Genomic DNA, 23,818 nt, shown 5'->3' with positions numbered 1-23,818 from the left:
GGTCATTTCCGTGCGGCGGTTGCCAGCCATTGCTCGAAGGTGATCTTGCCCAGGCGTGGGTTGTTGTCGGAGACCAGCGAACCATCCTTGAGCCGGACGCCGAAATAACGCGCTTCGGCATCCGCTTCGACCTTGCGGGCATCACCGGTCGCCTCAAGGTAGCGAGCAACGAGTTCATTGAGCCGGAAGCGTTCGGGGCCAGCAATTTCGATCGTTCCGTTGACCGGGGCAGCAAGGGTCACATCCGCCATTGCGTCGGCGACGTCATCGGAGGCGATCGGCTGCACATAGGCCGGTGACAGATGAACTTTGTCGCCGACCGTGCCGGATTGCGCGATGCCGCTCAAAAACTCCATGAACTGGGTGGAATGGACAATCGTGTATGGTACGCCGGAGGCCTTGATCAGCTTCTCCTGGGCGAGCTTGCCGCGAAAGTAGCCGCTTTCCTGCAGTCGCTCGGTTCCGACGACTGAAAGGGCGATGTGGTGTTTGACGCCAGCTGTCTTTTCAGCCGCAATCAGATTACGGCCCGAGGTTTCGAAGAATTCCAGCACGGCCTTGTCTTCGAAGGATGGCGAGTTGGCGAGATCGACGACGATCGAAGCACCAGTAAGCGCTGCGGCGAGCCCCTCCCCTGTGATCGTGTTGACGCCGGTGTTCGGTGAGGCGGCAATGACCTCATGGCCCTCTTTGCGCAAGCGGTCGACTGTTTTGGAGCCGATGAGCCCGGTCCCGCCGATAATGACGATCTTCATAGGACTTCTCCTTTCGGGCGGCCATCGGCCGCGGTGTTGATGGCTTTGAGGTCGCAAGCTCAGTTGAGACCGGCTTTGTCGAGGCCGTAGGCCTTGTCTGCAGAGCCCGGGACTGCCTTGAAGGCGATGCTCGCGCGGTTCCAGGCATTTATCACCATGATCGAGAAGGTCAGGTCGGAGACTTCCTTCTCAGAAAGCTGGCCGCGCACCCGCTCGTAGAGCTCGTCGGCAACGCCGCCTTCGGCAAGCTTCGTGACTGCCTCGGTCCATGCAAGGGCCGCCCGCTCGCGCGGGACAAAGAGGTTCGATTCACGCCAGATCGCGACGTGATAGAGCCGCAATTCGCTTTCCCCGTGGATCTTGGCTTCCTTGACATGCATGTCGAGGCAGAAGCCGCAGCCATTAATCTGTGACGCACGGATATTCACGAGGTCACGGATCTTCTGTTCGATGACGCTGTCCTTCAGGCCCATGCTCAGGTCTGAAAGCTTCTTGAAGAACTCGGGTGATTGCTGTGCGTAGTTGAGGCGCTGCGTCATGTCTTTCTCCTTATTACGGATATTCAGTGTCCTTATGGACATACAATATCCGCAATCTCTGGACAGTAAAGTCTTTCCGACCTAAACTGCGACATAAGGCTTATGTCGAAACGTATGGGGGACAGGATGGACATCGTATCTGCGCTCAGAGCCTTTTTGCGCGTGGCGGAGACAGGGTCGTTTTCTGCAGCGGCAATCGATCTTGATCTCACCCAGCCAGCAGTCTCCAGGCAGGTTTCCGCACTCGAAGACCATCTCAACACGCGCCTGCTACATCGTACCACGAATGCGCTGGCGCTGACCGTGGAAGGCGAACAAATGATCGCGATGGCACTACGGGTGGTAGAGGCAGTGAACGCGCTGGCCGAATCCTCCTGCGTCGAGACCGCCATGGCGTCGGGCCGGGTGCGGCTTACGCTTCCCGCGCCTCTCGGCCTTTGTGTGAGCGAGCGCCTTGCGGGATTGCTCGAACGCTACCCCGCACTGTCTGTCGAACTGATCTTCCGCGAGGAGCCGTCCGATCTGATCGGCGATGGCATCGATCTCGAAGTGCGGCTCGGTCCAGTGTCAGACAGTAGCTTGATGTGCCGCCGGATCGGCTGGACAACGGCCTTCCTCGTCGCGGCGCCCCGCTACCTCAAACAACATGGCAGCCCCAATACGCCCGATGAGATCAGTGGCCATGAATGCATCTGCTATAGCCGCGCCGGTGATGGGCGGTCATGGTCGTTTTCCAATGGCTCCGATGAGACTTCCGTGCGCATTTCACCGCGCCTCATCGCCAACAACGCGGTGGCGGTACATCGCGCGGTCCTGGCCGGAGGCGGTCTTGCGGTGCTTTCGCATCTCCTTGCCTGCCCCGACATCGAGGCTGGCAGGCTGGTCAAGCTAATGCCTGAATTCCCCCCCGCACGCCTGCCGATCAATGTCGTTTACCCCTCGCGCAAGAACCTGCCATTGCGGGTTCGCACGGTCCTCGATTTCCTGGCCGAGACGGTCAGAAATGACCCTTTGATGGCGTCCTAGAGCGCAGGGACCGCGACGATTTCGGCTCATCTTCATGCTGCGGGCACTTGCGGAAACCGTGAGCGGCAGCATCCGCTTCTTTTTGCAAACACCCGCCCCGTGCGTCCCGGAAATGGCGTTGCGACAAGGCGAGCGGGCCGGGCAAGCTACGTCGCCGTCGATGCGGTTTTCGCGACGGCCGCGGCACGCCGCTTTGCGTTATCCCGCCTGCGCTGCAACCCGGCCGGAGACATCGCTCATGTAAATTCCGTAGAACAGGTGTGAAGGGGCCGCCGCAGGCGGCAGCTCTGCGGTTTTGAGGGAGCCGATCTCCCACCAGTCCAAGTGTCTCTTCAGTAGTGACCACGCATGAAGCCGCTCCTCGTGCCAGATATCGTCGTCCGGCAATTCCTGGAAGCGGCCGGCAAGCACGACGCTCCTCCATCCGCCTTTGGCCCACTGCTCCTCCACCTGCAGGCATACTTTCGGGTTGCGTCGCATCCACTCGACTTTTCGTCCCGGCATCGAGAAGCTGTAGGCTACTCTTGATCGGAAAGCGAAGTAGACCGGGACGACGTAAGGCTCGCCATCGTTGCAGCAGGCCAGATGACCGAAGTGGGCTCGTTCCAGCATTTCCAGGCATTCGGCATGGGTCATCGTCCTCAGTGCCATTGACATGTCGGTTCCTCCCGTTCCTGCGAGGGCTCGCAGCTTGAGAAAGCTGCTGCGCTACGCTCCTCCTTCTTTGATGGGGCTGCATTGCTTTTAATCAAACTCTACCCAGCAGACACGACGCGCCGGGGAAAAACATCCCGACACATCGGGTGGCGGACCTGAACGCCGCGCGCGGCCAGTGCCCGCCGGCGTGCGAGACGTCAGGCCGAAAAGGAAACACTCGCGCAAGCGCCTTACCGGCTTCTTCCACCCTGTTTCCGACTTTTTGACATTGATCAAAGTCTCTTGCCGGCAGGCGTGCTTTGATGATCGAGCTCGATGTCGAGCGCAATGCAATGATTAGATCCGGTTTCCGGACCTGCTTGGCAGACAGGAGATGATCATGCCTGACACATTCCCCGCTAAGAAAGAACAGAAGGCCACGCTGCCGGTCCCCGGCGCTCCGTGGTCACCATTCGATACGCTTCGTACCGAAATCGACCGCCTGTTCGACGACTTCGGCCCCTCCTCGTGGCGTCCGCTCTCACGCCAGTTGCTCGCACGCACGCAGCCTTCAGCTGCAGCCTGGGTTGCGTCCCCCGCGGTCGACGTCGTCGAGAGGGACGACGCATTCGAGATCACCGCGGAAATGCCCGGCCTCGACGAGAATAATATCGACATACGGCTCGCGAACGGCGTGCTGACCATTCGCGGCGAAAAGACGGAGGAAAGGGAAGAAAAGGAGAAGACCTACCACGTTTCGGAGCGCCACTATGGCTCATTCCAACGATCGTTCCGGCTGCCCGAATATGTCGAAGCCGACAAGGTGAGCGCCGGCTTCGCGAAAGGCATCTTGAAGGTCACGATTCCGAAGACTTCAAACGCTGGAACCAACGACCGCAAGATCGAGATCAAAGCCGGATGAGGCGGGTGCAACGCAAACGGGGATGTCCCGACCTGTAACCTCCGGGGCTGCCGATGCAGCCCCTCTTTGGCCACCGCACCCGAAGAAGCGGTGGCCAAGCCAAGATGACAGGTCGCATATCAGGTTCACAGATGATGGAAGCAATGCTCGCCGCAAAGGCCGCTGTCGGGCCGAGCAAATGCAGGAGATCGCAAGATGGGCGCAAGGGTGCTCGCGACGCTCGAATGGGCGACCTTCTTCTCGCGGCTTGACAAAGATAGTCGAGGGAAAGGAAATCCGGATTGAAGTTCCGGGGCTGGCCATCGGAGATCAGGTTCTCGTAAATCCTGCCCATTTGCTCGGTGCGACTTACGAGCCGAAGCAGGACTTTCTCGAAATTCTCGAAATCTCGGTGAAGGGGATGACACACGTCGTCGAACAGCCACAGACGATCTCGGTTGAAGATAACGAAGGAGAAATCTTCGCCATTGAGGTGATCGACTGCAGGCAACGACACCAACTCATGACCTTTTTTGGAGGATGCGCATATCCTGTCTGGAGGATCTCAGCATGAAGGTCGACAACCGGATGCGCGATCCGCTTCCGGCGGAAGCACCGAGCGCAAATGCGAAGACCCGCCAGGACGTCGCCATGCCGCACAAGCTCGTCGGATTCATCGTCAAGATGGGGCGCCGGCACCAGGCGGCGCTGGTCGGACTGTCGGTTTTGTTGTTTGCCGTCGGCATCCTTCCGCTAGAAGTTCAGCGGCGCATCGTCAACGGAGCAACGCAGGGGTCGAGCCTCAATGCCATTTTCGGCCTGGTGGCGGTCTACCTCGCACTGGTTATGAGTGAGGGCGGAATAAAACTCGCCTTGAATATCTACAGGGGCTGGATAGGCGAAGTGGCCGTTCGCTGGCTGCGCATCGCAGTACTGGAAGTGGGTAAACAGCACATTGGTGAGGCGCCGACGTTGGCAGAGGGCGTCGAAATGTCGATCGTCCTGGCCGAAGCCGAACCGGTCGGAGCGTTCGTGGGTACAAGCATTTCCGAACCCATCCTCCAGGCCGGTATTCTTCTGACCGTCGGCAGCTACATGATCTACCTCCAGCCCTTCCTCGCGCTTGCTGTCATCGCGGTCTTCGTCCCTCAGGCCGTGCTGGTCCCAATTCTGCAAGGCCTCATCAACCAGCGCGTCAAGACGAAGATCACTGTGATGCGACATCTGAGCGAAGAAATGGTCGATCACGGGTCGCCCAAGGGGCTGCGGCATCAGGCCGCCCGCGTCCAGCGGCTGTTTTCAACGAACATGAGCATCTACAGGCTGAAGTACTCGCTCAACTTTCTGATAAACCTGATGTTCCAACTGGGCTATGCCGGGATTTTCGCCCTCGGCGGCTACTACGTCATCACGGGAAGAATCGAGATTGGGACCGTCGTCGCCTTCATCGCGGGCCTGAACAAGGTCGCGGACCCTTGGGGAGCGCTCGTCGACTGGTACCGCGACCTGAAGACGACGCAGGTCAAATACGAGCTGATCCGCGATGCGAGCAGCGTGGGACCTTCGCAGCAACCTCTCTAGAAAAGTTCCTCGAGGTCGTCGTGTTGTGTTGCGTAAGCCTAATGGAAGGCACTTTGACCTTGGTCAAGGACGCATGCCTTACTATAGTCTAGTCTTAAGAGGGATCGATGATCGAGTTCAGTCCGATCGTGCTGTCCTCCATGGGGCTATGGACGCGCTGGCGTTCACGTAGCTGAGGGCTTCATGGCGCGTCAACCGACATCTTAAGGAGGATTGCCATGCTGTCGTCCGATCGAGATTCGAAACCCGGTGGTGAGCGCTTCGCCATTCCAACGCAAGGAGAGGTCGAGGGTAAGCTGCTTGTTTCCGAGATCGTTGCAGTGGCTTGTCTGCAGGAGCTTATAAAGCGGCAGGACGCGGCCGCGATCGCCAGGGTCCGCCGACGCATCCTGCGTGATCTCAAAGATGGGTGCCAGGGACTGAAGTTATGTGCGACAGACAAGAGGTCCGTCGTCGAATATGCGGAGCAGATCCTGGAGTGCGCAGTGACAAAGGCCGGCGATCGCTAGTGTCCTGGCCCAGCAAGGGATGCGGAGGGTCTTGTGATATGGCGAGCCACATCGCCCATCGAGCGAGCCTTTGATGCCACCAAGACCCTTTACGTTCGTTTGAAAGACAAACCTGCGAGCGCTGATGGCCCCTGAACATTAATGGGGCACAGATATACGGTTGAAAGATCAAATCATAAACATCGGCCCTCTTCGGGCTCCAGTCCCGCGCGAAATCGAAGGTCGCAGAAGGGTGGGGAGCAGTCGCTCAATGCGATGAGCACGAATGACCCCGATGCAGACGAAGCGGAAGTTGCTCCAGTCGCAAGCCTCCGCGGTCTTGAAGGCTGTAGCTTCAACTGAGCATTCCGCGACGCCAAAGTCTCAGTCTGAAAGCTCGACTTTGGCCTTTAGTAGATCACAAACGCTCCAAAAGCAGACCTGCCGCCAAGGCATGAAAAGCCTCGACCGCCTTCGGCAGCACGCTCTGCGGGTTTTCGCTCGCGGCGATCCAGAGAGCAGCATTGAGAGCCGCGCCGCTAAGCAATCGGGCCGCCGCCTCTGCGTCAAGTGGCTTGAGGATGCCTTGTGCGATTAGGCGCTCCACAGTGCTCTTGCTCACCTGTAGACAACTGTTCTGGCTGGGCCACTGCGAGGGATCACCTAACACCGCAGGTCCGTCGAGCAGAACGATGCGTTGGACTTCCGGATTTAGCGCCATCTCGATATAGGCCGCACCCTCGGCGAGCAAGCCCTGCCAATCGTTACCCGCCCGAGCCCCAATCTCTTTAGCGCGCACCGCCATTTCCGTGTCAATCTGATCGACAACCGCCGCCAGGAGCCCGCGCTTGTCTCCGAAGTTGTGGTAAAGCGCACCCCGTGTCAGACCGACGTCAGCCGTCAACTCGTCCATTGACGCTGCGGAGTACCCCTTTTCCGCAAATGCCTTTCGCGCAGCCGCTATCAACTTGACGCGGTTTTCCTGCATCGTTTCGCTGCGTGTTTTCGCCATTCAATCCCTCAGATTCACATACGAAGCGTATATGGACTTGACATACGATACGTATGTCGGATATTCCACATACGTATCGTATATCAAATGGAGCGCGAGCTTGTGAAGCGTTACTCCGGGCTCAGCGGTCGTTGCCAACAATAAAGAGAGATCAGAATGACCCAACGCGAAGCAATCTTTCCTGCTAACAGGCACACTCTTTACGAGGAGCACGGCTATTCCGCCGCTATCCGATCCGGTGATCTGCTGTTTGTGTCCGGACAGGTTGGCAGCCGTTCCGATGGAACACCTGAACCCGATTTCGAACGCCAAGTACGGCTGACCTTTGAAAACCTGAAGGCCACGCTGAGCGCAGCGGGCTGCACGATGGATGATATCGTGGACGTAACCACCTTCCACACTGACCCTGAAAACCAGTTCGGAACTATCATGGCTGTCAAGCAACAGATTTTCAGCAAGCCACCCTACCCGAATTGGACTGCGCTCGGTGTAAACTGGCTCGCCGGCTTCGACTTTGAGATAAAGGTCATCGCCCGTATTCCGGCAAGTACTTGACATCGCCACACCCCGGCTGCCCGGGAAATCGCCATGTTCTGTCGCACGCGCGCTCCAGAAGAAGGCACTTGCGATGGAGTTTGCGAAAGCTCGATGACCGCTATGGGACTCAATCCAGGCCCTTCATTGTGCTTGTCGCGAACGGCGGTAACGGGTCGAGGGCGGCCGAAGAAGCTGCGAATCTGTCTGCCCTGAATGCTTCAGGTTTCGCGCTTGCGACGGGCGAGCAGTTTTTCACCATCGGCCCTCAATTCGCCTTTCGGTCCGACGAACCGGTAAAGCGTCTGCCTGGTAATCCCGAGTTCGGCACACAGATCGCGCACCTTGGTCTCGGGCTGCCCCATCGCCGCACGAGCAAGGCGCAACTTGGCCGGGGGCGGATTCATGCTGGCACGCGAGCCCTCCCGACCTACACGCCACCAACGTCTCTCGAGCAGTTTCGATCAACGCTATCGCATCAGCGAAAAAAGTGCACCCGAGCGTCGTCTGAATTCAGGTGCACTCACGGCCCTCGCCGCTCTCCTCAGTTTAGCTGGACCGACAGCTTGTCGATCGTTCCGGTAAACGCGAACGGCACTTGGTAGTCCTTGTCATCGACACCGGTGCGAGTATCCATGCCAACATCGAATGTCTCGTCCCATGGCATAAGGGCGGGGACAGTGTGCGGGATTTTTTGGCTGGCGACTTCCTTGCCGTCCACCTTGAGGATGCCCGTACCGCCGCTGCCCATGCGCTGGCTGTCAGAAGTGAAGTCGAACTCGATCGTATGCTTGCCGGGGGCCAGCATGTCGGGGCCCTCCCACCGGAAGCGTTCGATGTCCACGAAATTATAAAGAAACACCGGCTTTTGCTTCAGGATGTATAGGCCGAAGCCGCCAAAACGACCGCCCGTGGTCGCGAGCATGCCATCCGCGCCGGTCGCCGGGATCTCGATCTCAGCGGTGATCGTGTAGGACTTGTTCAAAATGTTCGGGGCGTTTCCTCCGGGCACGCCGGAGACGACGCCTGAATAGGTGAACAGCTTGCGTCCCGCCGTCGCGCTCGGCCGGGGCGTCATGAGGCGCTCCAGGATCGAATTGTCGAGCGGGAATACGTTGTACTTCGCGGCTTCGAGCAGGAACAGTTGCTGCAGTTGATGTAGCTTGTCGGGATTGCTCTGCGCGAGGTCGTTGGCCTGTGAATAGTCCTCGTTGAGATTGTAGAGCTCCCACTTGTAGCCATTGACCACTTCCGGCATCGGCGCCGTGCCCATCAGCCAGGGCGGTGCCGGCGGCGTGGTGCACGCGTACCAGCCGTCGTTGTAGATGCCGCGATTGCCGAACATTTCGAAGTACTGGGTGTGGCGTGTCGAGGGCGCGTTGGCATTGGCCTTATCCCACGTGTAGGCCATGCTGAGGCCTTCGATCGGCTTTTGCGACACACCGTTGACCATGGCTGGCGCCGGGATCCCGGTCGCCTCAAGGATCGTCGGCACGATGTCGATGACGTGATGGAACTGGCTGCGAATGCCGCCTGCGTCCTTGATCCGGGCGGGCCACGCCATTGCCATGCCTTGTCGCGTGCCGCCGAAATGCGAGGCGACCTGCTTGGTCCATTTGAATGGGGTGTCAAAGGCCCATGACCACGCTACCGACATGTGCGGGTAGGTCTGGTCGGAACCCCAGGCATCGTAGAATTTCAGTTGGTCGGCGACCGGGATCTGAAGGCCCTCGATGGTGATTACCTCGCTCGGGGTGCCGAGTGTGCTCCCTTCCGCGCTCGTGCCGTTGTCACCTTCGATGTAGATGACGAGCGTGTTGTCCAGCTTGCCAATGTCGTCTACCGCCTGAATCACGCGTCCGATCTCGTTGTCGGAATAGGCGACGTAAGCTGCGAATACCTCCGCTTGACGAGCAAACAGCTTCTTGCTGTCGGCGTCGAGTGTGTCCCATTTCGGCAGGTCATCCGGCCAGGGGGTGAGCTGCGTATCTTGCGGGATGACACCGAGGCGCTTCTGGTTTGCGAAGATCTGGTCGCGCATCGCATTCCAGCCGATGTCGAACTTGCCCTTGAACTTCTCGATCCATTCCGGCGTGGGATGGTGCGGCGCATGTGTGGCGCCGGGCACGTAGTAGACGAAGAAGGGTTTGTCTGGCGCAGCAGCGTTGAGCTGCTTTATGTAGTTGATCGCGTTGTCCGCCTCGTCCGTAATCAGGTTATAGCCGGGCTTTCCGACCCATGGAAAAATCTGCGTGTGATCCTGAAAGAGGTAGGGCTCCCACTGGTTGCTGTCGCCGCCCATGAAGCCGTAGAAGTAGTCAAAGCCCATGCCCGACGGCCATTGGTCGAAGGGACCGGCGCTGCTGTACTGGAATGATGGCGTGTTGTGGTTCTTGCCGAACCACGATGTGGAATAACCGTTCTGTTTCAGGATGTTGCCGATCGTTGCGTTGTCCACGCCCAAAACGGAGTCATATCCTGGATAGCCGGTCGCCTGCTCGGAAATCACTCCGAATCCGGTCGAATGATGGTTGCGTCCGGTGATCAGCGCCGCGCGTGTCGGCGAACAGAGCGCGGTTGAGTGGAACTGCGTGTAGCGCAGGCCCGTCTGCGCCACCCGATCGAGCGCGGGTGTTGGGATAACGCCGCCGAAGGTGCCGGCAACCCCGTAACCTGCATCGTCTGTCATGATCAAAAGGATATTCGGTGCGCCCTTGGGCGGCACGATTTGTGGCGGCCAATACGGTTTGGAGTCCTTGGCGCTCAAGCCGATCTCGCCGCCGAAGGCAGCGGGTGGATTGGGAAGGTAGCGTCCGTCGACCGTCGTCGTGGCATCGGGCGCTCCCGGTGTACCAGTGGTTTCTTGGGCGCTCACGGTCCAGGCTGAACACGCCAAGGCGGCCGCGGCGACCTGCGTCAATAAGGCCAATTTCACTCGCATGATGCTCCCCTTTCTGTTCACTCCTCAACAAATCTCGGCGCTTTGCGGTTCTCAACCGCTTCAGTCGCAAGGCAGGTAAAAGGGCGGTCGTCATGTGCCACGCCCGCGTGGGCTCGGACCGGTTTGGACGACGTCGCGCCGCACCGGCTGGCCGGCGAAGGTGATAGCGTTTGCCAAGATGCCACCGGGCGCCGATGCCTCGCCCTGCAAGTTGGCGCCACGGACATTCATCGCGATCATGGAAGGCTCGACTTCGGTCCTTGCCTTGGCGATCGCCTTCTGAGCGGGCGACTTGATGTCATCATCGGCCAAAGGCAGTCCCTGCAAGACAAAAAGACCGGCCTCAAGAAGGATAACGGCGCATGTACGACTTGCGGCCACGACGACAGTCCCCCTCGTATTGTGTCCTGCTCGGACGGGCGGATCATCTTATCATTGTTTTAGACAATGCGAACTTATCCAATAGTTGTGATATCGCGCCGACGATCCTGTCGGAGCAAGCGAGCAGATTGACGCATTTGGCACCGCCGCGATGACGAAATCATCGGACAAGGCGAGCAAGCAACGTCACCGGCCGCCCCGCATGTTCGGCTGTCCCATGCGTTGCAGATGGCAAAGAAGCGGCGCGGCTCCATCATGGCCAACTCAGCATCGCCAAGCTGCCACCGGCCACTGCCAGGGGTGGTCAGGACTGGATGTTAGGAGACAGTCACAGGTTTCGACCGGAGCCGATTGACCGTCGCCAGATCTGCCCGCCGGCAAAGTTGCGGAGGCAACCCTTTCATTATCAGTTCGGCATCGGCAACCGCCATGGAGCCGAGAGCATAGAACGCGTCGCGTGTTCCGCCGGTGCGGTGCGCCGAAAGAAGCATTCCTGGTAAAGATCGCACGGGATCATTTGCGTGCACCGGTTCTTCTGGGAAGACATCGGTCGCGACGCGGATGTGACCGGATTGAGCGGCGTCCAGCATAGCCGGAAAGTCCACCACCGCGGCGCGGCTCATAAGAAGAAAAGCAGCGCCCTTCTTCATCATGGCGAACTCGCGCCTGCCCAGGAATGACTGGTTTTCGCTCGTCACGCTGGCAAAGACAAAGACCAGCCGGCTTTGCGTCAACACCTCGTCCAAAGAGCTCGCAATGCAGTCCGCATTGGTGACGATCTCCCCAGGCAGCCACGGATCGAAAACCCGAACCGTGTTTTTGAATGGCCGGATCAGATCTCTGAATTGTCGCCCAAGGTCGCCGAACCCGATGATACCGACCGGCGCTCCAGCGAACCTGAAGGTTGTTGCGTTTCCGGCCAACCCATATTGTTCGACCCCTGCCCTGAAGTCTCGGTCCGCCTGAGTGATGCCGCGCGCGAGATCCAGACCCATCGCCAACGCCGCCTCGGCCACCGGCGAGGCGAATGCCGCAGCAGGCGTGATGACCCAAATGCCGCGCTCCACGCACGTCTTGTAATCGATATTCGGCAAGAAGTTGGATTCGACGTTGATAATCGCTTTCAATTTCGTCGCGCGATCCAAGCGTTCCTTTGGCATGTCCGTCTGCCCGAAGATCAGCACGGTATCGGGCAGAAGCGTGTCCACGAGTTCCCCGGACATTTGTTGTTCCTCGGAAACGACGACCTCCCCCAGCCGCTCCAACCTGGCGCGGACGTCGGGCTCCATGATCAGGTCAAGGGTCCGTGGCAATGGGTCGACAATGACGACGGTGCGGCTCATGTTTCCTCCCTGGAGCAAAAAGGGCCATAGTAGTCGAATGTTGCCAGAAGCATAGCGTCGTGCGATCTGACGCGATATCCTCGCGCCTTACCCCGCCTCAACCGGCGCAGAAGACTGTTTCCTGCAACCGTAAAGTTCCCGGTGTCGTCAACTGCGACCGATACGGCAACAGCAATCCTTGCCTTCCACTCAGATTTTCAGTTGCCAGATACGCGCGGCCGAAATCGCGCGCCAGCCGGCCTTCATCGCCACCGAGCGGATGCCGGCAAAGCTCGGCAAGCGCTTTGTTCCAGTCCAGCGACCGTTGTCGGCAAAGACCTCGATCGAGCCGGCATCAAGGAAGATCCGCACGTGTGACGGTCGCGCCCCGACGGCGAGATAGCGTGGTGAGGTCTTGCCACTTCGATCGGCGAACAGGATTGCCAACCCATCAGCGTCGAGCCGCACGCCAAGGTCGATATCGGCATGGCCGAAAGCTAGCTCGAACGGTGCACCGGGTGCTACGAGATCGAGCTCGATCTCGACGGCTCCACTTTCCAATCTCAACTGTTCGCCGGAAACAAGACGGCTTGCGTCCAGCGCCAAATGGCGCAGGCTGACGACGCTCTCGACGGGGGGCGTCAGCACCGCAGCACCGTCCCATAGGACCCGACGTGGCAGGGTCATGGCGGTTGGAAAGTCGTCCTTCTTCGAGACATCCGTCCAATTTGCAAGCCAGGCAATTCCGACTGGTCCACCGTCGTCGACGAAAGCCTGGAACGCATATGCATCGGAGCCAAAATCGAGCTCCTGCTCGACTTCAGGCTTGAAGCTGCGGCCATTGAAGCGGCCAACCGTGACGCTGGTCATGTTGCGGCGGCCGGTTACCGCGTCGCGGCTGGTCAGGAGGCCGAAAATCAATGCCCAGCGCGCTTGGGGATCGTCGATGTCGCTAAGCGGCACCATGCAGGGGCATTCCGCGGCCGTCATGCCGTAGCGGTTCTCCCGGTGCAATGTGGCGATGAAAGTCCAGCCGTTTTCCGCCTCGGGATCGAGCGTCTCATAGAGTAGAACCACGCCGCCGCACTTATCCCGACTGCCTAGAAGCATTTTCCAGTATCCGTCCGGCCCCTTGAAGACGTAAGGGTCTCTGAAATCGAGCGTCAGGTCCAATCCGTCGGGCCGTTGCGGCAAGACGACCGACGGTGGCCTTGCGACAAGGCCATCAGCGCTCAAAGCAGAGAGCTGGATCTGCTCCTCCGGCTTGCGATCCCGCATCTGCTCGGTAAAGAAGACGCGGATGCCGCCCCCAGGCCCGGCTGCCGATATCGCTGAACCCGAGAATGCGCCGCCGCGTCCGTCGTCGCGTTTTGAGAGTTCTTCCGATGGGAACAGGAAAACCGGCAGATGCTTCCAGCGGATATAGTCTTTGGAGATCGCATGCCCCCAATGCATCGTATTCCAGCGAAGCCTATGGGGATAATGCTGGTAGAAGAGATGCACCTGACCAGCGAAGCGACCGAAACCGTTCGGATCGTTCATCCAGCCGAAGGGAGGTCGGAAATGGTAGTTGTCCGCTACGTCCGGGGGCGCGTTTTCTGCTGCATGATGCAGAACGCAAATACCCTCATCTCGAACCGTCAACGGGTGGAACATGTAAATCAGAGAGACGGCAGCGTCCAATGGGTTGTAGCTCAGTTCGGCCTTTCCACCTTGGGACAGTTCCACTTCACTGAACTCAAACTCCTCTGTTCGGGTCGTCACGACATCGGCCAGCAAAACGCCGTCGACACGAACCTTTAGATCGGCGGGATGATCCGTTCGGCGCGACTTCAGCCAGAGATGAATGACTGCGCCAGCGTCAAGGTCTGCTTGCACGATGTGTACTGGGGGAATGGACATTGCCTGGTAAGTCATCAATCAACCTTTCACGGCAGAGCCGACGAACGAGCTCACGAACCAGCGTTGAAACGCGAGATAGAGGGCAAGGATGGGGATCATCATCAAAACCGAGGCAGCCATGGCGCGATCCCAGTAGATGCTGTCCTGACCAAAGAAGGTGGCGATAGCGACGGCGATCGGCCGGGCGTAATCGGTCTGCGTGACCAAGGTCGGCCAGAGATACTGGTTCCAGCTTTCGATCCCCATGAGGATGGAGACGGTGGCAAGTGCGGGAAGGCTCAGTGGCAGATAGATCGAACGATAAATGCGGAAGATCGAAGCACCATCAATTTCCGCCGCTTCGTAGAGTTCCTTGGGAAGCTGGGCGAAGAACTGGTAGAAGAGGAAGATGTAGAGCGGACTTGCCACAAAGGGCAGGATCTGGACGGCGAAGGTATCGGTCATGCCGGCCCGCGACATCATCACGACCAGCGGCATGATGATGCTTTCCTGCGGGATGACGTAGAGGGCGACGACGAGCGACAACAGCACCGCCTTGCCGCGCAGCGATCCCCAGGCGAGAACGAACCCGGCCATGGAATTGACGACAAGTCCCGAGGCCACGGTGACGGTGAGTATCAGCAACGAATTGGCGAGATAGCGGCCGTAGGCGAGTTCGCCAGAGAAATGCGCGATTTCCTGGAAATTGGCGAGCGTTGGGTTGGCAACCCAAAAGGCTCGAAAGCTCCCCATGTCAGCGAGGATCTGGAAGCGGTCGTCTTTGAGGCTCGCCACCAACAGCATGAAGAGCGGCGAGATCACGACAAGTGCAATGATGAAGATGCAGACGGTCTGAACGAGGCGCAACGATATATTGCCGGTGCGTTCAGCGGGCACAACCCGAGGAAGAGCGATGTCAGACATCAAAACGCCTCAACATTTGGCGCTGCAAGAGCGCAATCGCAAGAACGATGACGAAGAGGATGACCGAGACGGCGGAGGCGTAGCCCAGTTTCTGCTGCTCGAATCCGCTTCTTACCATATAGTGGACGACGGTCTCGGTGCTGCCCTTCGGGCCGCCCTGGGTCAGGATGGCGACCTGCGTATAAAGCTTGAACGCCTGGATCGTCGTGATCACCAGCACGAACACATGAGTTGGCCTCAAGCCGGGCATCGTCACGTGCCAGAAGCGCTGGATTGCATTGGCTCCGTCGATCCTTGCGGCATCGTAGAGTTCGTCGGGAATTGCCTGAAGACCGGCCAGATAGACGATCATCTGGAAGCCGTAGGCCTGCCACGCAGACAACAGCACGATCGAAAACATCGCCCAGTTGGGATCGCCAAGCCAGTCGATCGGTTGAATATACCCGGCCGAAAGAAATCCGACGATCTGGTTCAAAGGCCCGCTGGGATACTGGAAGAGCGTGCCCCAGATGACGCAGACGACGACCATCGATGTGATAGCGGGCAGAAAGAACATGCCGCGCAGCAAATTCCGGCACGGTATCTTCTGGTGCAACAATAGAGCTGTGGCGAATGCCATTCCGCATTGGACCGGAAGTATCCAGATGGTGAACCGGGTTACATTCCATAAGGAAGTCCAAAACAGTGGATCGTTGAAGATGCGGACAAAATTCTGCAGTCCGATGAAGCGGACGGGCGTCGGCCGCGGCACCAGCGGCTGATTGGTCATCGACGTCCAGAACGACAAAAGGAACGGCGCGATAAGGAAGCAGCCCAGCAGCATGACGGCTGGCGCGATCATCAGAACTTCCTGCATGAGCCGGCCGGGGTCGCTACGTCGGCCCACACGCGGCCGGGCAGCCGGATGGGCTTGTTGCAAGGTCATTGTCTCCTCCTCGGGTATTCTTGCCGGTGTCGCATGTTCCGGGGCCGGTTTTTCTCCGGCCCGGGCAAGGACGGTTACTCCTTGGCGTCGAACGGCGGATAACCGTCGTTGTCGTCGATATCCTCGTCGATCTTCTGGGCCGCCTCGGACAGAGCCTCCTTCACGTCGCCGCCGTTGAAGGCCTTGTCGGCAGCCTGCATGAAAGCGGCCGTGATTGCGGGATAGGCCGGATGCGGGGGGCGAGCGACGGCAGTTTTCTGCGCCTGCTCGAATGCAACGGCCATCGCCCCCCCCTCGGCATATAGAGGTGAGACCGCAGCGAAGCTCTTCAGGCCCGGGAACGCCGATTCCTGCTTGGCATATTCACGGTAGTCCTTGTCCTTCAGCAGGAAGCTCAGGAATTTTCCGGCGACGTCGGGATGTTCGGATGTCTTGGTGATCCCCCAGATCCAGGTACCGTTGGGGCTCACGCCCTTGTCGCCCAGCTTCGGCAGCGGCATGACGACGATATCGTCCTTCATCGCTGCGGCTGCCTCGGCATAGAACCAATGCCCCCCAAGTGCGAGCGCGGCCGGATGGCCTGGCGCATAGAACTGATTGGTGCCCGATGAACCTGGTACCACCCAGCCATTCTTCACCCAGGTTTGCAACATGGTCAGCGCCCCGACGCAGGCGTCACTGTCGAGCGTGCCGGACGCCTTCCAGGTCTTGCGGTCGATCAGATCGCACCCGGCACTTTCGAGCAGCGGACCGTAGGCATAAGTGATCCATTCTGTCTTGATACCGTAGCCACGGAACGTGTCGATCGGCCATTTGACGCCGTCGAGCTTCGCGAGCTTTTCCAGATAGCCTTCAAATTCCTGCTTGGTCCAGGCGTCGTCTACCGACTTCGGGATGCGAGCGCCGATGGCTTCAAGGTACTTCTTGTTGCCATAGAGTACGACGGACGAATCCGTAAGGCCGACTGCGTAGAGCTCCTTGTCGATCGGGTATGTGCCCTGAGAGACGTTCGATGCCGTCATGTCGCTGAGGATGTCCTTGTCGATCAGCGACTTGATCGGCTGGAGATAGCCCGACCAAACGTAATTGGCGAGGAAAGGTGCGTCGAGCTCCATGATGTCGGGCAGCTGCTTGGACATGACGGCGGCGCTGAATTTCTCATTGTAGGCGTCATGGGGGGCATAGATGAATTCGATGTCGACGTCTGGATTTTGCGCCTCGAAGCGCTTGGCGACGTCGGCATATGCTTTGACCCAGCCTGGATCCCCTTGGTGCATCATGTGAATGACGGTTTTTGCATCGGCCCCGCCGGCGGTCGCGGCAAGTGAGGCCGAAGTCAAAAGCAGTGCGCACAGTAAACGATTACCCATTACAGTCTCCTCCTTGGTAGACGTGGTTCGACGACATTTACACGGATGACCGCTCGACGAGCTGGAACGGCAGCTTTCGCAGCATCGGCTCGCCGCCATCTGCCGCCAACAGAATCTCGGCGGCAAGGCGACCCATTGCGCGATGGGGCAACGCCATCGTCGTCAACGGCGGATCGAGACGTGAGGCAATTTCGACCTGGTTGTCGAAACTGGCCACGGCAACGTCGTCCGGGATTGCCGCCCCCAGACGACGTAGCGCGGCGTAGACCTCCATTGCGACACGATCGTTGCCGCACAAGATGGCATCGGGTCGTGTGTCTGCCGCCATCAGCGCCGTCAGATGCGACAGGACGAGGGTTGGTGCGCGATCGCTATAGATCGTCCGACGGACAGCCGGCAGGACGGCGACAGGACCAAGCCCCGCTTCCTGGAGCGCCTTTTTGAAACCCTGTTCACGCAACTCCCCTGCGAGGATGCCGGGAAGATTGATGAAGGCAATTCGACGCCGTCCGGCGGCAACGAGGTAGCGCGTTATTTCCGCAGCCGCCTCCTCCTCATCTGGCACCAGCGATGCCACGCGACCTGCAGCTTCGCGGCAATTGATCATCACACCGACGCTTTTGGAAAGGTCGGGGCCGAGTGCCACCGTCTTGTGATACATCGCGGCGAATGCGATAGCGCGCGGACGGAATCGGCGAACTTCCTCCAGTACTGACGCGACGTTGCGATTGCCGCTCAGATTCATCGCAAAGACGGCCATTTCGGCGCTCCGGGCCGCGCCGTCGAGGCCGCGAATGATCTCCGTAGCGAAGGGAGACGTAATGAGTTCGTCAGCGACGACGCCGATGAGGGGCAGCCATCCTTGCCGAACACCACGCGCTGCAAGATTGGTGACATAGCCAAGCTCGTCTGCAATCGCCTTGATTCTTGCGCGAGTCTCATCCGACATCCGGGCCGCGCCGCCGTGGAGCGCGCCGGAGACCGTCTTGACAGAGACTCCAGCCCTCTCAGCAATGTCAGACAACGATGCCGTCAACCCTGCTCCCCTCCTTGGGTTATCGGTTACCCATTAACCTCTTCGCTGGATCTCTGTCAAGGTGTCACACCGATCAGGCCTCCAAGACCACTGCATCAAGGTCGCTCACTTGCGCAAGGAATGGTCCGGCCCGGCACCAGTCGATCTTCCGGGGAAGCCGTTTGATAAAATATCCTAAGGCTCTATCGCGTCGCGTGCGGTTAAGATGTTAGCCTGCGGCAAAAGAAGAATGCCGGAGGATGACATGACGAAGAAGACGCTTGGCGATTGGCGGGCTCTCGCCGAGAAAGAGCTGAAGGCGGCACCCGAAACGCTCGTCTGGAAAACGCCCGAGGGTATCGACGTCAAGTCGCTTTATACCGAAGCCGACGTCGAGGGCGCCGAGCACCTCGGATCGCTTCCGGGCCTTGCACCGTTTACCCGCGGGCCGCGTGCCACTATGTATGCCGGCCGACCCTGGACAATCCGCCAATATGCCGGCTTCTCGACCGCGGAAGCCTCCAACGCTTTCTACCGCAAGGCGCTGGCAGCCGGTCAGCAGGGTGTTTCCGTCGCTTTCGATCTGGCCACACATCGCGGCTATGACAGCGATCATCCGCGCGTCGTCGGCGATGTCGGCAAGGCAGGTGTGGCGATCGACAGTGTCGAGGACATGAAGATCCTGTTCGATGGCATCCCGCTGGAGAAAGTCTCGGTCTCCATGACGATGAATGGCGCGGTCATTCCAATCCTCGCCTCCTTCATCGTCGCCGGCGAGGAACAGGGCGTGGCTCGCGCCGCGCTTTCGGGGACCATCCAGAACGACATCTTGAAGGAGTTCATGGTCCGCAACACCTATATCTATCCGCCGCAACCTTCGATGCGGATTGTCGCCGACATCATCGAATACACCGCCAAGGAGATGCCGAAGTTCAACTCCATCTCGATCTCCGGCTACCACATGCAGGAAGCCGGTGCGACGCTGGTGCAGGAGCTTGCGTTCACGCTCGCCGATGGCCGCGAATATGTGCGCGCAGCACTTGCCAAGGGATTGAACGTCGACGATTTCGCCGGTCGCCTTTCCTTCTTCTTTGCCATTGGCATGAACTTCTTCATGGAGGCGGCAAAGCTGCGTGCCGCACGTTTCTTGTGGACGCGCATCATGGAGGAGTTCAAGCCGAAGAAGGCCTCGTCGCTGATGCTGCGCACGCATTGTCAGACGTCGGGCGTGTCGCTGCAGGAGCAGGATCCACACAACAATATCATTCGGACCGCCTTTGAGGCGATGTCGGCAGTGCTCGGCGGTACGCAGTCGCTCCATACCAATTCGTTCGATGAGGCGATTGCCCTGCCAACAGAGTTTTCGGCACGCATCGCCCGCAATACGCAGCTTATTCTTCAACACGAGACGGGTGTGACAAAGGTCGTCGATCCGCTGGCCGGCTCCTACTACGTCGAGAGCCTGACGAAGGAACTGGCAGACAAGGCGTGGGATCTGATCGAGGAAGTGGAGGCCCTCGGCGGCATGACGAAGGCGGTCAACGAAGGCTTGCCCAAGCGGCTGATCGAGGAAGCGGCGACACGACGCCAGGCGGCCATCGACAAGGGCGATGAGGTCATTGTCGGCGTCAACAAGTACCGTCTCGAGACCGAAGAGGAGATCGACATCCTGGCGATCGACAACGCCGCCGTGCGCGCCGCCCAGATCAGGCGGATCGACGAGACGAAACGCCGGCGCGACGGGGCCGCCGTGAAGGCAGCACTCGACGCGCTTGCGCAAGTGGCAAGCAGCGGCCACGGCAACCTGCTTGCCACAGCCGTCGAAGCGGCGCGCGCGCGCGCAACCGTTGGCGAGATCTCGGATGCCATGCGCCGCGCCTTCGGTGATCATGCGGCCGAGCCTGAGGTCATCAAGGATGTCTATGGTCAAGCCTATCGTGATGAGCCAGAGCTGGCAGTGCTGAAGGACCGCATGACAGCAATCGGCAGGATCCTCGGACACAGGCCGAAGATCATGGTTGCAAAGCTCGGTCAGGATGGCCACGACCGCGGCGCCAAAGTGATTGCCTCGGCCTTTGGAGATATCGGTTTCGACGTCCTGGCCGGGCCACTCTTCCAGACACCAAAGGAAGCGGCCGATCTCGCCGTCGCAAGCAAAGTGCACGTGGTCGGCATGTCGTCGCTTGCAGCGGGCCACAAGACCCTGGCACCGCAACTTGTCGACGAGCTGAAAGCACGGGGCGCCGAGGACGTCATTGTGGTCGTCGGCGGTGTTATCCCGCGGCAGGATTACGACTTCCTGATGGACCACGGTGTGGCAGCTGTCTTTGGCCCCGGCACCAATGTCCTCGACGCGGCAAATTCGGTTCTCGATCTGCTCGAAGGCAGGCGTCGAAACCGCTAGATTTCAAGGCCCGCGCCAGAATTGGCGGGGCGCCCTCGCCCTTGCAGCCGCAGCGCGACACAACAAGCCAGCTTCTTCGCCGCGCTTCGACGGCGAAAACGATTTCCGTGTCCCTGGTTGAAGGCCCCGGCAGCCCGGAAAAAGGCCAGTTATGAAAATTAATTTCACCGCTTCAACTTTTCGCGCGATTCGTGTTGACGAGTTCGAATTTTTGTCCCAACTTGACGAAAATAAATTACGTAAGTGGGAACGAGAATAGCATGAAAGTGGGAATTATCGGGCTTGGTTTCCGGCTCGGCTATCTTGGCTATGTCTTCAGGTCTGTCGATGAAAGCTTCGAGATCGCGGGATATGTCGACCCCGATCCGGCGGGTCTTCCAGGTCTCGTCGAAAAGGGCATTTCTGCCGGCACCTCCTATGCTTCCCCCGAAGAGCTGATCGCCCACGAAAAGCTTGATCTCTTGATGATCGGTTCCCCGAACCACATGCATCTCGACCACATCAGGCTGGGCCTCGAAAGCGGCCTGAAGGTGTTCTGCGAAAAACCGATCGTCACGACGATCGCCGAGAGCATCGAGCTCGCGCGTCTGATGGCAAAGTTCGGCCATGAGCGTCTGATGGTCGGCCTCGTGCTGCGCTACTCGCCGCTCTACAAGGACCTGCGCGCCATTCAGGCCGCAGGCAAGCTCGGCCAGATCGTTTCGATCGAAGCCGCCGAGCACATCGAGCCCTATCACGGTGCGTTCTTCATGCGCGACTGGCGCCGTTATGAGCGCTATTCCGGCAGCTTCATGCTGGAGAAGTGCTGCCATGATCTCGATCTCTACAACGGCGTCGTCGGTGTTCGACCGGAGCGCGTCGCAAGCTTTGGCGGACGCAAGAGCTTCACGCCTGCAAACGACCCGGCACGAGAAGGCATCAACGACCTGGAACTCTTTCATCGCAAGCCGAGCGGCTGGATGGGGTCCGACAAGGTGTTCGACAGCGACGCCGACATCATCGATTACCAGGTTGCGATTGTCGAATATGCCAACGGTGTGGGCATGAATTTCCATACCAATCTCAACGTTCCTGACCAGTTTCGTCGCTTTGCCATCATGGGGTCGCGGGGCATGGCGGAGGGCGATTTCGTCCGTGGCTATCTCGACGTTCATGAGCAGTTGAGCGGCAAGAAGGTGGTCGAGAACAAATACGTGGCGACCGAGCTGTCGCAACATTACGGTGCCGATGAACAGATGGCCGCCGACCTCCTCGATAGCGTCCGCACGGGCACTGAGCTTCCGGTCTCTACGCTTAACGCCCTTGAAGCCGGCATTCTCGCCTTGTCGATGGACGAGGCGCGCATGAGGAAGGCGGTTGTTGATCTGCGGCCCGTCTGGGACAGGTTCGACGAAGCCCTGCACGCAAGAGCGGCTTGAGGAGGGCGGCAAGATGAGCGTCCAACGCAACGCAGTCATCTTCGCCTGGATCCTTCTCCTTCCGGCAGTGCTCTATGTGCTGGCGATCGTTGCCTATCCCCTGGTCGACACATTCATTTTGTCCTTCACCGACGCATCGCTGAAGAAGACGACGAATTGGGTCGGCTGGGTGAATTACGAGAAGATCTTCAACGCCACATTTGCGGAAGTCATCATCCGCACCTTCATCTGGACCTTCTTTTCCGTATCGATCAAAATGATCATCGGCGTCTTCGGCGCCACCATGCTGAATTCCGCAGTGCCAGGCAGGGCCCTCTTCCGTGTGTTGACGATGCCGCCCTGGATTGTCCCAATGGCGATCGGCATCTTCATGTGGGGCTGGATGTATAACGGCCAGTTCGGGATGATTTCCGGCATGCTGCAGCGCTTTGGCCTGGTGGATGCTCCCGTGGCCTTTCTCGCACAGGGTTCGACAGCGTTCTGGGCGACGATTATCACGGATGTCTGGATCGGTGTTCCGCTGGTCACCCTTTATATGCTGGCCGCCATGCAGGCCATTCCTCAGGATCTTTACGAAGCCGCCTGGACCGACGGCGCCGGTCGCTTCTACCGCTTCCGGCGCATTACCCTGCCACTGATCGTCCCTTCGATGATCACCATGTCGATGCTGTCACTCATCGCCACGTTCAACTCCTTCGACATCATCTGGATCCTGACGCGTGGCGGTCCAAGCGGCGAAACAACGACGATGATCATCGATACGTACCGCACGGCGATTGGGTCCAACAAGTATGGCGAAGGTGCCGCGCGCGCCGTGCTGATCTGCATTTTCCTGTCGATCTTCTGTGTCTGCTACTTCCGGCTGACCAGCCGCCTTGCCTCCGGAGACAAGCGTTGATGCAATCCCATCTGCTCATCAATCGGTACAAATGGTATGAGATGATCGGCATCTATGCCGGCGTGCTGGTGTTTCTCACCTTCGTGCTCGCCCCCTTCGTCGAGGGCTTTCTTGTATCACTGAAACCGCTCAGCCAGCTCTTCTCCTCGCCTTATCGGTTCATTCCCGAGAACGGTTCCTTCGAGGCGTACCGGACGATGTGGGTCAGCGTGCCAGGCTTTGCGCGCTACATCTTCAATTCCTTCTTCATCTCCACCGTCGTGACCGCTGTCGTTCTGGTCCTCGTCATCCCGGCTTCCTACGCGTTTGCCCGCTTTGAATTCAAGGGCGCCGGGCTGTTGCTCGGCGCGTTCCTGGCGGTCAACATGTTTTCAGGGGCAGTGCTGCTTATTCCGCTCTTCCGGTTGATGCGCTCGCTCGGGCTGCTCAATACCTATTTTGCCATCATGGTTCCCGGTGTCGCCTTCCTCATTCCGTCCGCGATCTGGCTGCTTAGAACCTACATGATCCGTATCCCGAGAGAACTGGACGAAGCTGCCTTTGTTGACGGTGCCAGCCAATTCTACACGCTTCGCCGGGTCATCCTGCCGATCGCCATGCCCGGCATCATGGTGGTCGCCATCACCACCTTCATCGGCTCCTATGCCCAGCAATTCATCTTCGCGCTCACCTTTAACTCCAAGACCGAATTTGCCCCTTTGCCGGTCGGGCTCTTTGCCTACTTCGGCCGTCAGGAAGTGGTCTGGAATGAGCTGATGGCTGCCAGCTTCGTCGGCATTGCGCCGGCCATGATCGTGATTTTCTTCCTTCAACGGTATCTCGTCAGCGGGCTGACCGCGGGCGCGGTGAAACAGTAAGTCAACCACC

22 protein-coding genes and 1 pseudogene are annotated in these 23,818 nt (G+C 59.1%); 10 read left to right on the top strand and 13 right to left on the bottom strand.

Annotated elements, in window-relative coordinates:
* Window positions 1-2: 2 nt before the first annotated feature.
* Together NBG89_RS25095 and NBG89_RS25090 are read right to left on the bottom strand one after the other, a co-directional pair.
* Window positions 3-755 carry an SDR family oxidoreductase gene (locus NBG89_RS25095; RefSeq protein ID WP_431323035.1) on the bottom strand — a complete coding sequence of 251 codons (753 nt, stop codon included), beginning with the start codon at window positions 753-755 and terminating at the stop codon, window positions 3-5.
* A 59-nt stretch (window positions 756-814) separates the two neighbouring features.
* Entirely contained in the window at window positions 815-1,294 is a 480-nt protein-coding gene (locus NBG89_RS25090; RefSeq protein WP_431323034.1) for a carboxymuconolactone decarboxylase family protein, read from the bottom strand.
* Window positions 1,295-1,420: 126 nt separating this feature from the next.
* Here NBG89_RS25090 and NBG89_RS25085 point away from each other — a divergent pair, with 126 nt between their 5' ends.
* Window positions 1,421-2,320, top strand: coding sequence for a LysR family transcriptional regulator (locus NBG89_RS25085; RefSeq protein ID WP_431323033.1), 900 nt, complete (start codon window positions 1,421-1,423; stop codon window positions 2,318-2,320).
* Window positions 2,321-2,518: 198 nt separating this feature from the next.
* On the opposite strand, the gene NBG89_RS25080 is transcribed toward NBG89_RS25085, so the two are convergent.
* Entirely contained in the window at window positions 2,519-2,977 is a 459-nt protein-coding gene (locus tag NBG89_RS25080) for a pyridoxamine 5'-phosphate oxidase family protein (protein WP_431323032.1), read from the bottom strand.
* Between the two features lie 379 nt (window positions 2,978-3,356).
* On the opposite strand from NBG89_RS25080, the gene NBG89_RS25075 reads away from it, so the two are divergent.
* The 4 genes from NBG89_RS25075 (at window position 3,357) to NBG89_RS25060 (ending at window position 5,947) form a co-directional block, all read left to right on the top strand.
* The gene (locus NBG89_RS25075) at window positions 3,357-3,878 is read left to right on the top strand and encodes an Hsp20/alpha crystallin family protein (RefSeq protein ID WP_431323031.1); all 522 of its coding nucleotides are present in this window, start codon (window positions 3,357-3,359) and stop codon (window positions 3,876-3,878) included.
* A gap of 178 nt (window positions 3,879-4,056) precedes the next feature.
* Window positions 4,057-4,431 carry a DUF5335 family protein gene (locus tag NBG89_RS25070; RefSeq protein ID WP_431323030.1) on the top strand — a complete coding sequence of 125 codons (375 nt, stop codon included), beginning with the start codon at window positions 4,057-4,059 and terminating at the stop codon, window positions 4,429-4,431.
* A 77-nt stretch (window positions 4,432-4,508) separates the two neighbouring features.
* Window positions 4,509-5,438, top strand: a complete 930-nt coding sequence (locus tag NBG89_RS25065) for an ABC transporter ATP-binding protein (RefSeq protein WP_431324548.1) — start codon at window positions 4,509-4,511, stop codon at window positions 5,436-5,438.
* Between the two features lie 218 nt (window positions 5,439-5,656).
* Window positions 5,657-5,947, top strand: coding sequence for a hypothetical protein (locus NBG89_RS25060; RefSeq protein WP_431323029.1), 291 nt, complete (start codon window positions 5,657-5,659; stop codon window positions 5,945-5,947).
* A gap of 397 nt (window positions 5,948-6,344) precedes the next feature.
* On the opposite strand, the gene NBG89_RS25055 is transcribed toward NBG89_RS25060, so the two are convergent.
* Window positions 6,345-6,938, bottom strand: a complete 594-nt coding sequence (locus tag NBG89_RS25055; RefSeq protein ID WP_431323028.1) for a TetR/AcrR family transcriptional regulator — start codon at window positions 6,936-6,938, stop codon at window positions 6,345-6,347.
* A 156-nt stretch (window positions 6,939-7,094) separates the two neighbouring features.
* Between NBG89_RS25055 and NBG89_RS25050 the strand changes: the two genes are divergently transcribed.
* Window positions 7,095-7,493: a RidA family protein gene (locus NBG89_RS25050; protein WP_431323027.1), complete on the top strand. Its 399-nt coding sequence runs from the start codon at window positions 7,095-7,097 to the stop codon at window positions 7,491-7,493.
* Window positions 7,494-7,693: 200 nt separating this feature from the next.
* Here NBG89_RS25050 and NBG89_RS25045 read toward each other — a convergent pair.
* The 9 genes and pseudogenes from NBG89_RS25045 to NBG89_RS25005 all read right to left on the bottom strand — a co-directional run.
* Window positions 7,694-7,903 (bottom strand): annotated as a pseudogene (locus tag NBG89_RS25045) (recombinase family protein); the annotation flags it as partial.
* A 113-nt stretch (window positions 7,904-8,016) separates the two neighbouring features.
* Entirely contained in the window at window positions 8,017-10,413 is a 2,397-nt protein-coding gene (locus NBG89_RS25040) for an arylsulfatase (RefSeq protein WP_431323026.1), read from the bottom strand.
* Between the two features lie 90 nt (window positions 10,414-10,503).
* Window positions 10,504-10,794 (bottom strand): hypothetical protein, encoded by a 291-nt coding sequence (locus NBG89_RS25035; protein ID WP_431323025.1) that lies wholly within the window; start codon window positions 10,792-10,794, stop codon window positions 10,504-10,506.
* 317 nt (window positions 10,795-11,111) lie between these two features.
* Entirely contained in the window at window positions 11,112-12,137 is a 1,026-nt protein-coding gene (locus NBG89_RS25030) for a hydroxyacid dehydrogenase (RefSeq protein WP_431323024.1), read from the bottom strand.
* A 189-nt stretch (window positions 12,138-12,326) separates the two neighbouring features.
* Window positions 12,327-14,033: a glycoside hydrolase family 32 protein gene (locus NBG89_RS25025; protein ID WP_431323023.1), complete on the bottom strand. Its 1,707-nt coding sequence runs from the start codon at window positions 14,031-14,033 to the stop codon at window positions 12,327-12,329.
* A 3-nt stretch (window positions 14,034-14,036) separates the two neighbouring features.
* Window positions 14,037-14,921, bottom strand: a complete 885-nt coding sequence (locus NBG89_RS25020) for a carbohydrate ABC transporter permease (protein WP_431323022.1) — start codon at window positions 14,919-14,921, stop codon at window positions 14,037-14,039.
* Window positions 14,914-15,846 (bottom strand): carbohydrate ABC transporter permease, encoded by a 933-nt coding sequence (locus tag NBG89_RS25015; RefSeq protein WP_431323021.1) that lies wholly within the window; start codon window positions 15,844-15,846, stop codon window positions 14,914-14,916. The genes NBG89_RS25020 and NBG89_RS25015 overlap by 8 nt, the downstream gene beginning before the upstream one ends.
* Before the next feature lie 74 nt (window positions 15,847-15,920).
* Window positions 15,921-17,216 (bottom strand): ABC transporter substrate-binding protein, encoded by a 1,296-nt coding sequence (locus tag NBG89_RS25010; RefSeq protein ID WP_431323020.1) that lies wholly within the window; start codon window positions 17,214-17,216, stop codon window positions 15,921-15,923.
* Between the two features lie 37 nt (window positions 17,217-17,253).
* Window positions 17,254-18,252, bottom strand: a complete 999-nt coding sequence (locus NBG89_RS25005; RefSeq protein WP_431323019.1) for a LacI family DNA-binding transcriptional regulator — start codon at window positions 18,250-18,252, stop codon at window positions 17,254-17,256.
* A 244-nt stretch (window positions 18,253-18,496) separates the two neighbouring features.
* Between NBG89_RS25005 and scpA the strand changes: the two genes are divergently transcribed.
* The 4 genes from scpA to NBG89_RS24985 all read left to right on the top strand — a co-directional run bounded on the left by scpA (window position 18,497) and on the right by NBG89_RS24985 (window position 23,808).
* A complete protein-coding gene (gene scpA / locus NBG89_RS25000) occupies window positions 18,497-20,635 on the top strand; it encodes a methylmalonyl-CoA mutase (protein ID WP_431323018.1) in 2,139 nt (712 codons plus the stop codon).
* Window positions 20,636-20,895: 260 nt separating this feature from the next.
* Window positions 20,896-22,053, top strand: coding sequence for a Gfo/Idh/MocA family protein (locus NBG89_RS24995; RefSeq protein ID WP_431323017.1), 1,158 nt, complete (start codon window positions 20,896-20,898; stop codon window positions 22,051-22,053).
* Window positions 22,054-22,066: 13 nt separating this feature from the next.
* A complete protein-coding gene (locus tag NBG89_RS24990; protein WP_088702592.1) occupies window positions 22,067-22,951 on the top strand; it encodes a carbohydrate ABC transporter permease in 885 nt (294 codons plus the stop codon).
* Complete coding sequence (locus NBG89_RS24985; protein ID WP_431323016.1) at window positions 22,951-23,808, top strand: carbohydrate ABC transporter permease; 858 nt, start codon at window positions 22,951-22,953, stop codon at window positions 23,806-23,808. The genes NBG89_RS24990 and NBG89_RS24985 overlap by 1 nt, the downstream gene beginning before the upstream one ends.
* Window positions 23,809-23,818 lie beyond the last annotated feature (10 nt).

The organism is Rhizobium sp. YTU87027, from assembly GCF_050644135.1.
GTDB lineage: Bacteria > Pseudomonadota > Alphaproteobacteria > Rhizobiales > Rhizobiaceae > Rhizobium.
This window is presented reverse-complemented; position numbering and strand designations above follow the sequence as displayed.

Coding starts and splice junctions, on each gene's coding strand:
- NBG89_RS25095 (WP_431323035.1), bottom strand. CDS start 755: ATGAAGATCGTCATTATCGGCGGGACCGGGCTCATCGGCTCCAAAACA.
- NBG89_RS25090 (WP_431323034.1), bottom strand. CDS start 1,294: ATGACGCAGCGCCTCAACTACGCACAGCAATCACCCGAGTTCTTCAAG.
- NBG89_RS25085 (WP_431323033.1), top strand. CDS start 1,421: ATGGACATCGTATCTGCGCTCAGAGCCTTTTTGCGCGTGGCGGAGACA.
- NBG89_RS25080 (WP_431323032.1), bottom strand. CDS start 2,977: ATGTCAATGGCACTGAGGACGATGACCCATGCCGAATGCCTGGAAATG.
- NBG89_RS25075 (WP_431323031.1), top strand. CDS start 3,357: ATGCCTGACACATTCCCCGCTAAGAAAGAACAGAAGGCCACGCTGCCG.
- NBG89_RS25070 (WP_431323030.1), top strand. CDS start 4,057: ATGCAGGAGATCGCAAGATGGGCGCAAGGGTGCTCGCGACGCTCGAAT.
- NBG89_RS25065 (WP_431324548.1), top strand. CDS start 4,509: ATGCCGCACAAGCTCGTCGGATTCATCGTCAAGATGGGGCGCCGGCAC.
- NBG89_RS25060 (WP_431323029.1), top strand. CDS start 5,657: ATGCTGTCGTCCGATCGAGATTCGAAACCCGGTGGTGAGCGCTTCGCC.
- NBG89_RS25055 (WP_431323028.1), bottom strand. CDS start 6,938: ATGGCGAAAACACGCAGCGAAACGATGCAGGAAAACCGCGTCAAGTTG.
- NBG89_RS25050 (WP_431323027.1), top strand. CDS start 7,095: ATGACCCAACGCGAAGCAATCTTTCCTGCTAACAGGCACACTCTTTAC.
- NBG89_RS25040 (WP_431323026.1), bottom strand. CDS start 10,413: ATGCGAGTGAAATTGGCCTTATTGACGCAGGTCGCCGCGGCCGCCTTG.
- NBG89_RS25030 (WP_431323024.1), bottom strand. CDS start 12,137: ATGAGCCGCACCGTCGTCATTGTCGACCCATTGCCACGGACCCTTGAC.
- NBG89_RS25025 (WP_431323023.1), bottom strand. CDS start 14,033: ATGACTTACCAGGCAATGTCCATTCCCCCAGTACACATCGTGCAAGCA.
- NBG89_RS25020 (WP_431323022.1), bottom strand. CDS start 14,921: ATGTCTGACATCGCTCTTCCTCGGGTTGTGCCCGCTGAACGCACCGGC.
- NBG89_RS25015 (WP_431323021.1), bottom strand. CDS start 15,846: ATGACCTTGCAACAAGCCCATCCGGCTGCCCGGCCGCGTGTGGGCCGA.
- NBG89_RS25010 (WP_431323020.1), bottom strand. CDS start 17,216: ATGGGTAATCGTTTACTGTGCGCACTGCTTTTGACTTCGGCCTCACTT.
- scpA (WP_431323018.1), top strand. CDS start 18,497: ATGACGAAGAAGACGCTTGGCGATTGGCGGGCTCTCGCCGAGAAAGAG.
- NBG89_RS24995 (WP_431323017.1), top strand. CDS start 20,896: ATGAAAGTGGGAATTATCGGGCTTGGTTTCCGGCTCGGCTATCTTGGC.
- NBG89_RS24990 (WP_088702592.1), top strand. CDS start 22,067: ATGAGCGTCCAACGCAACGCAGTCATCTTCGCCTGGATCCTTCTCCTT.
- NBG89_RS24985 (WP_431323016.1), top strand. CDS start 22,951: ATGCAATCCCATCTGCTCATCAATCGGTACAAATGGTATGAGATGATC.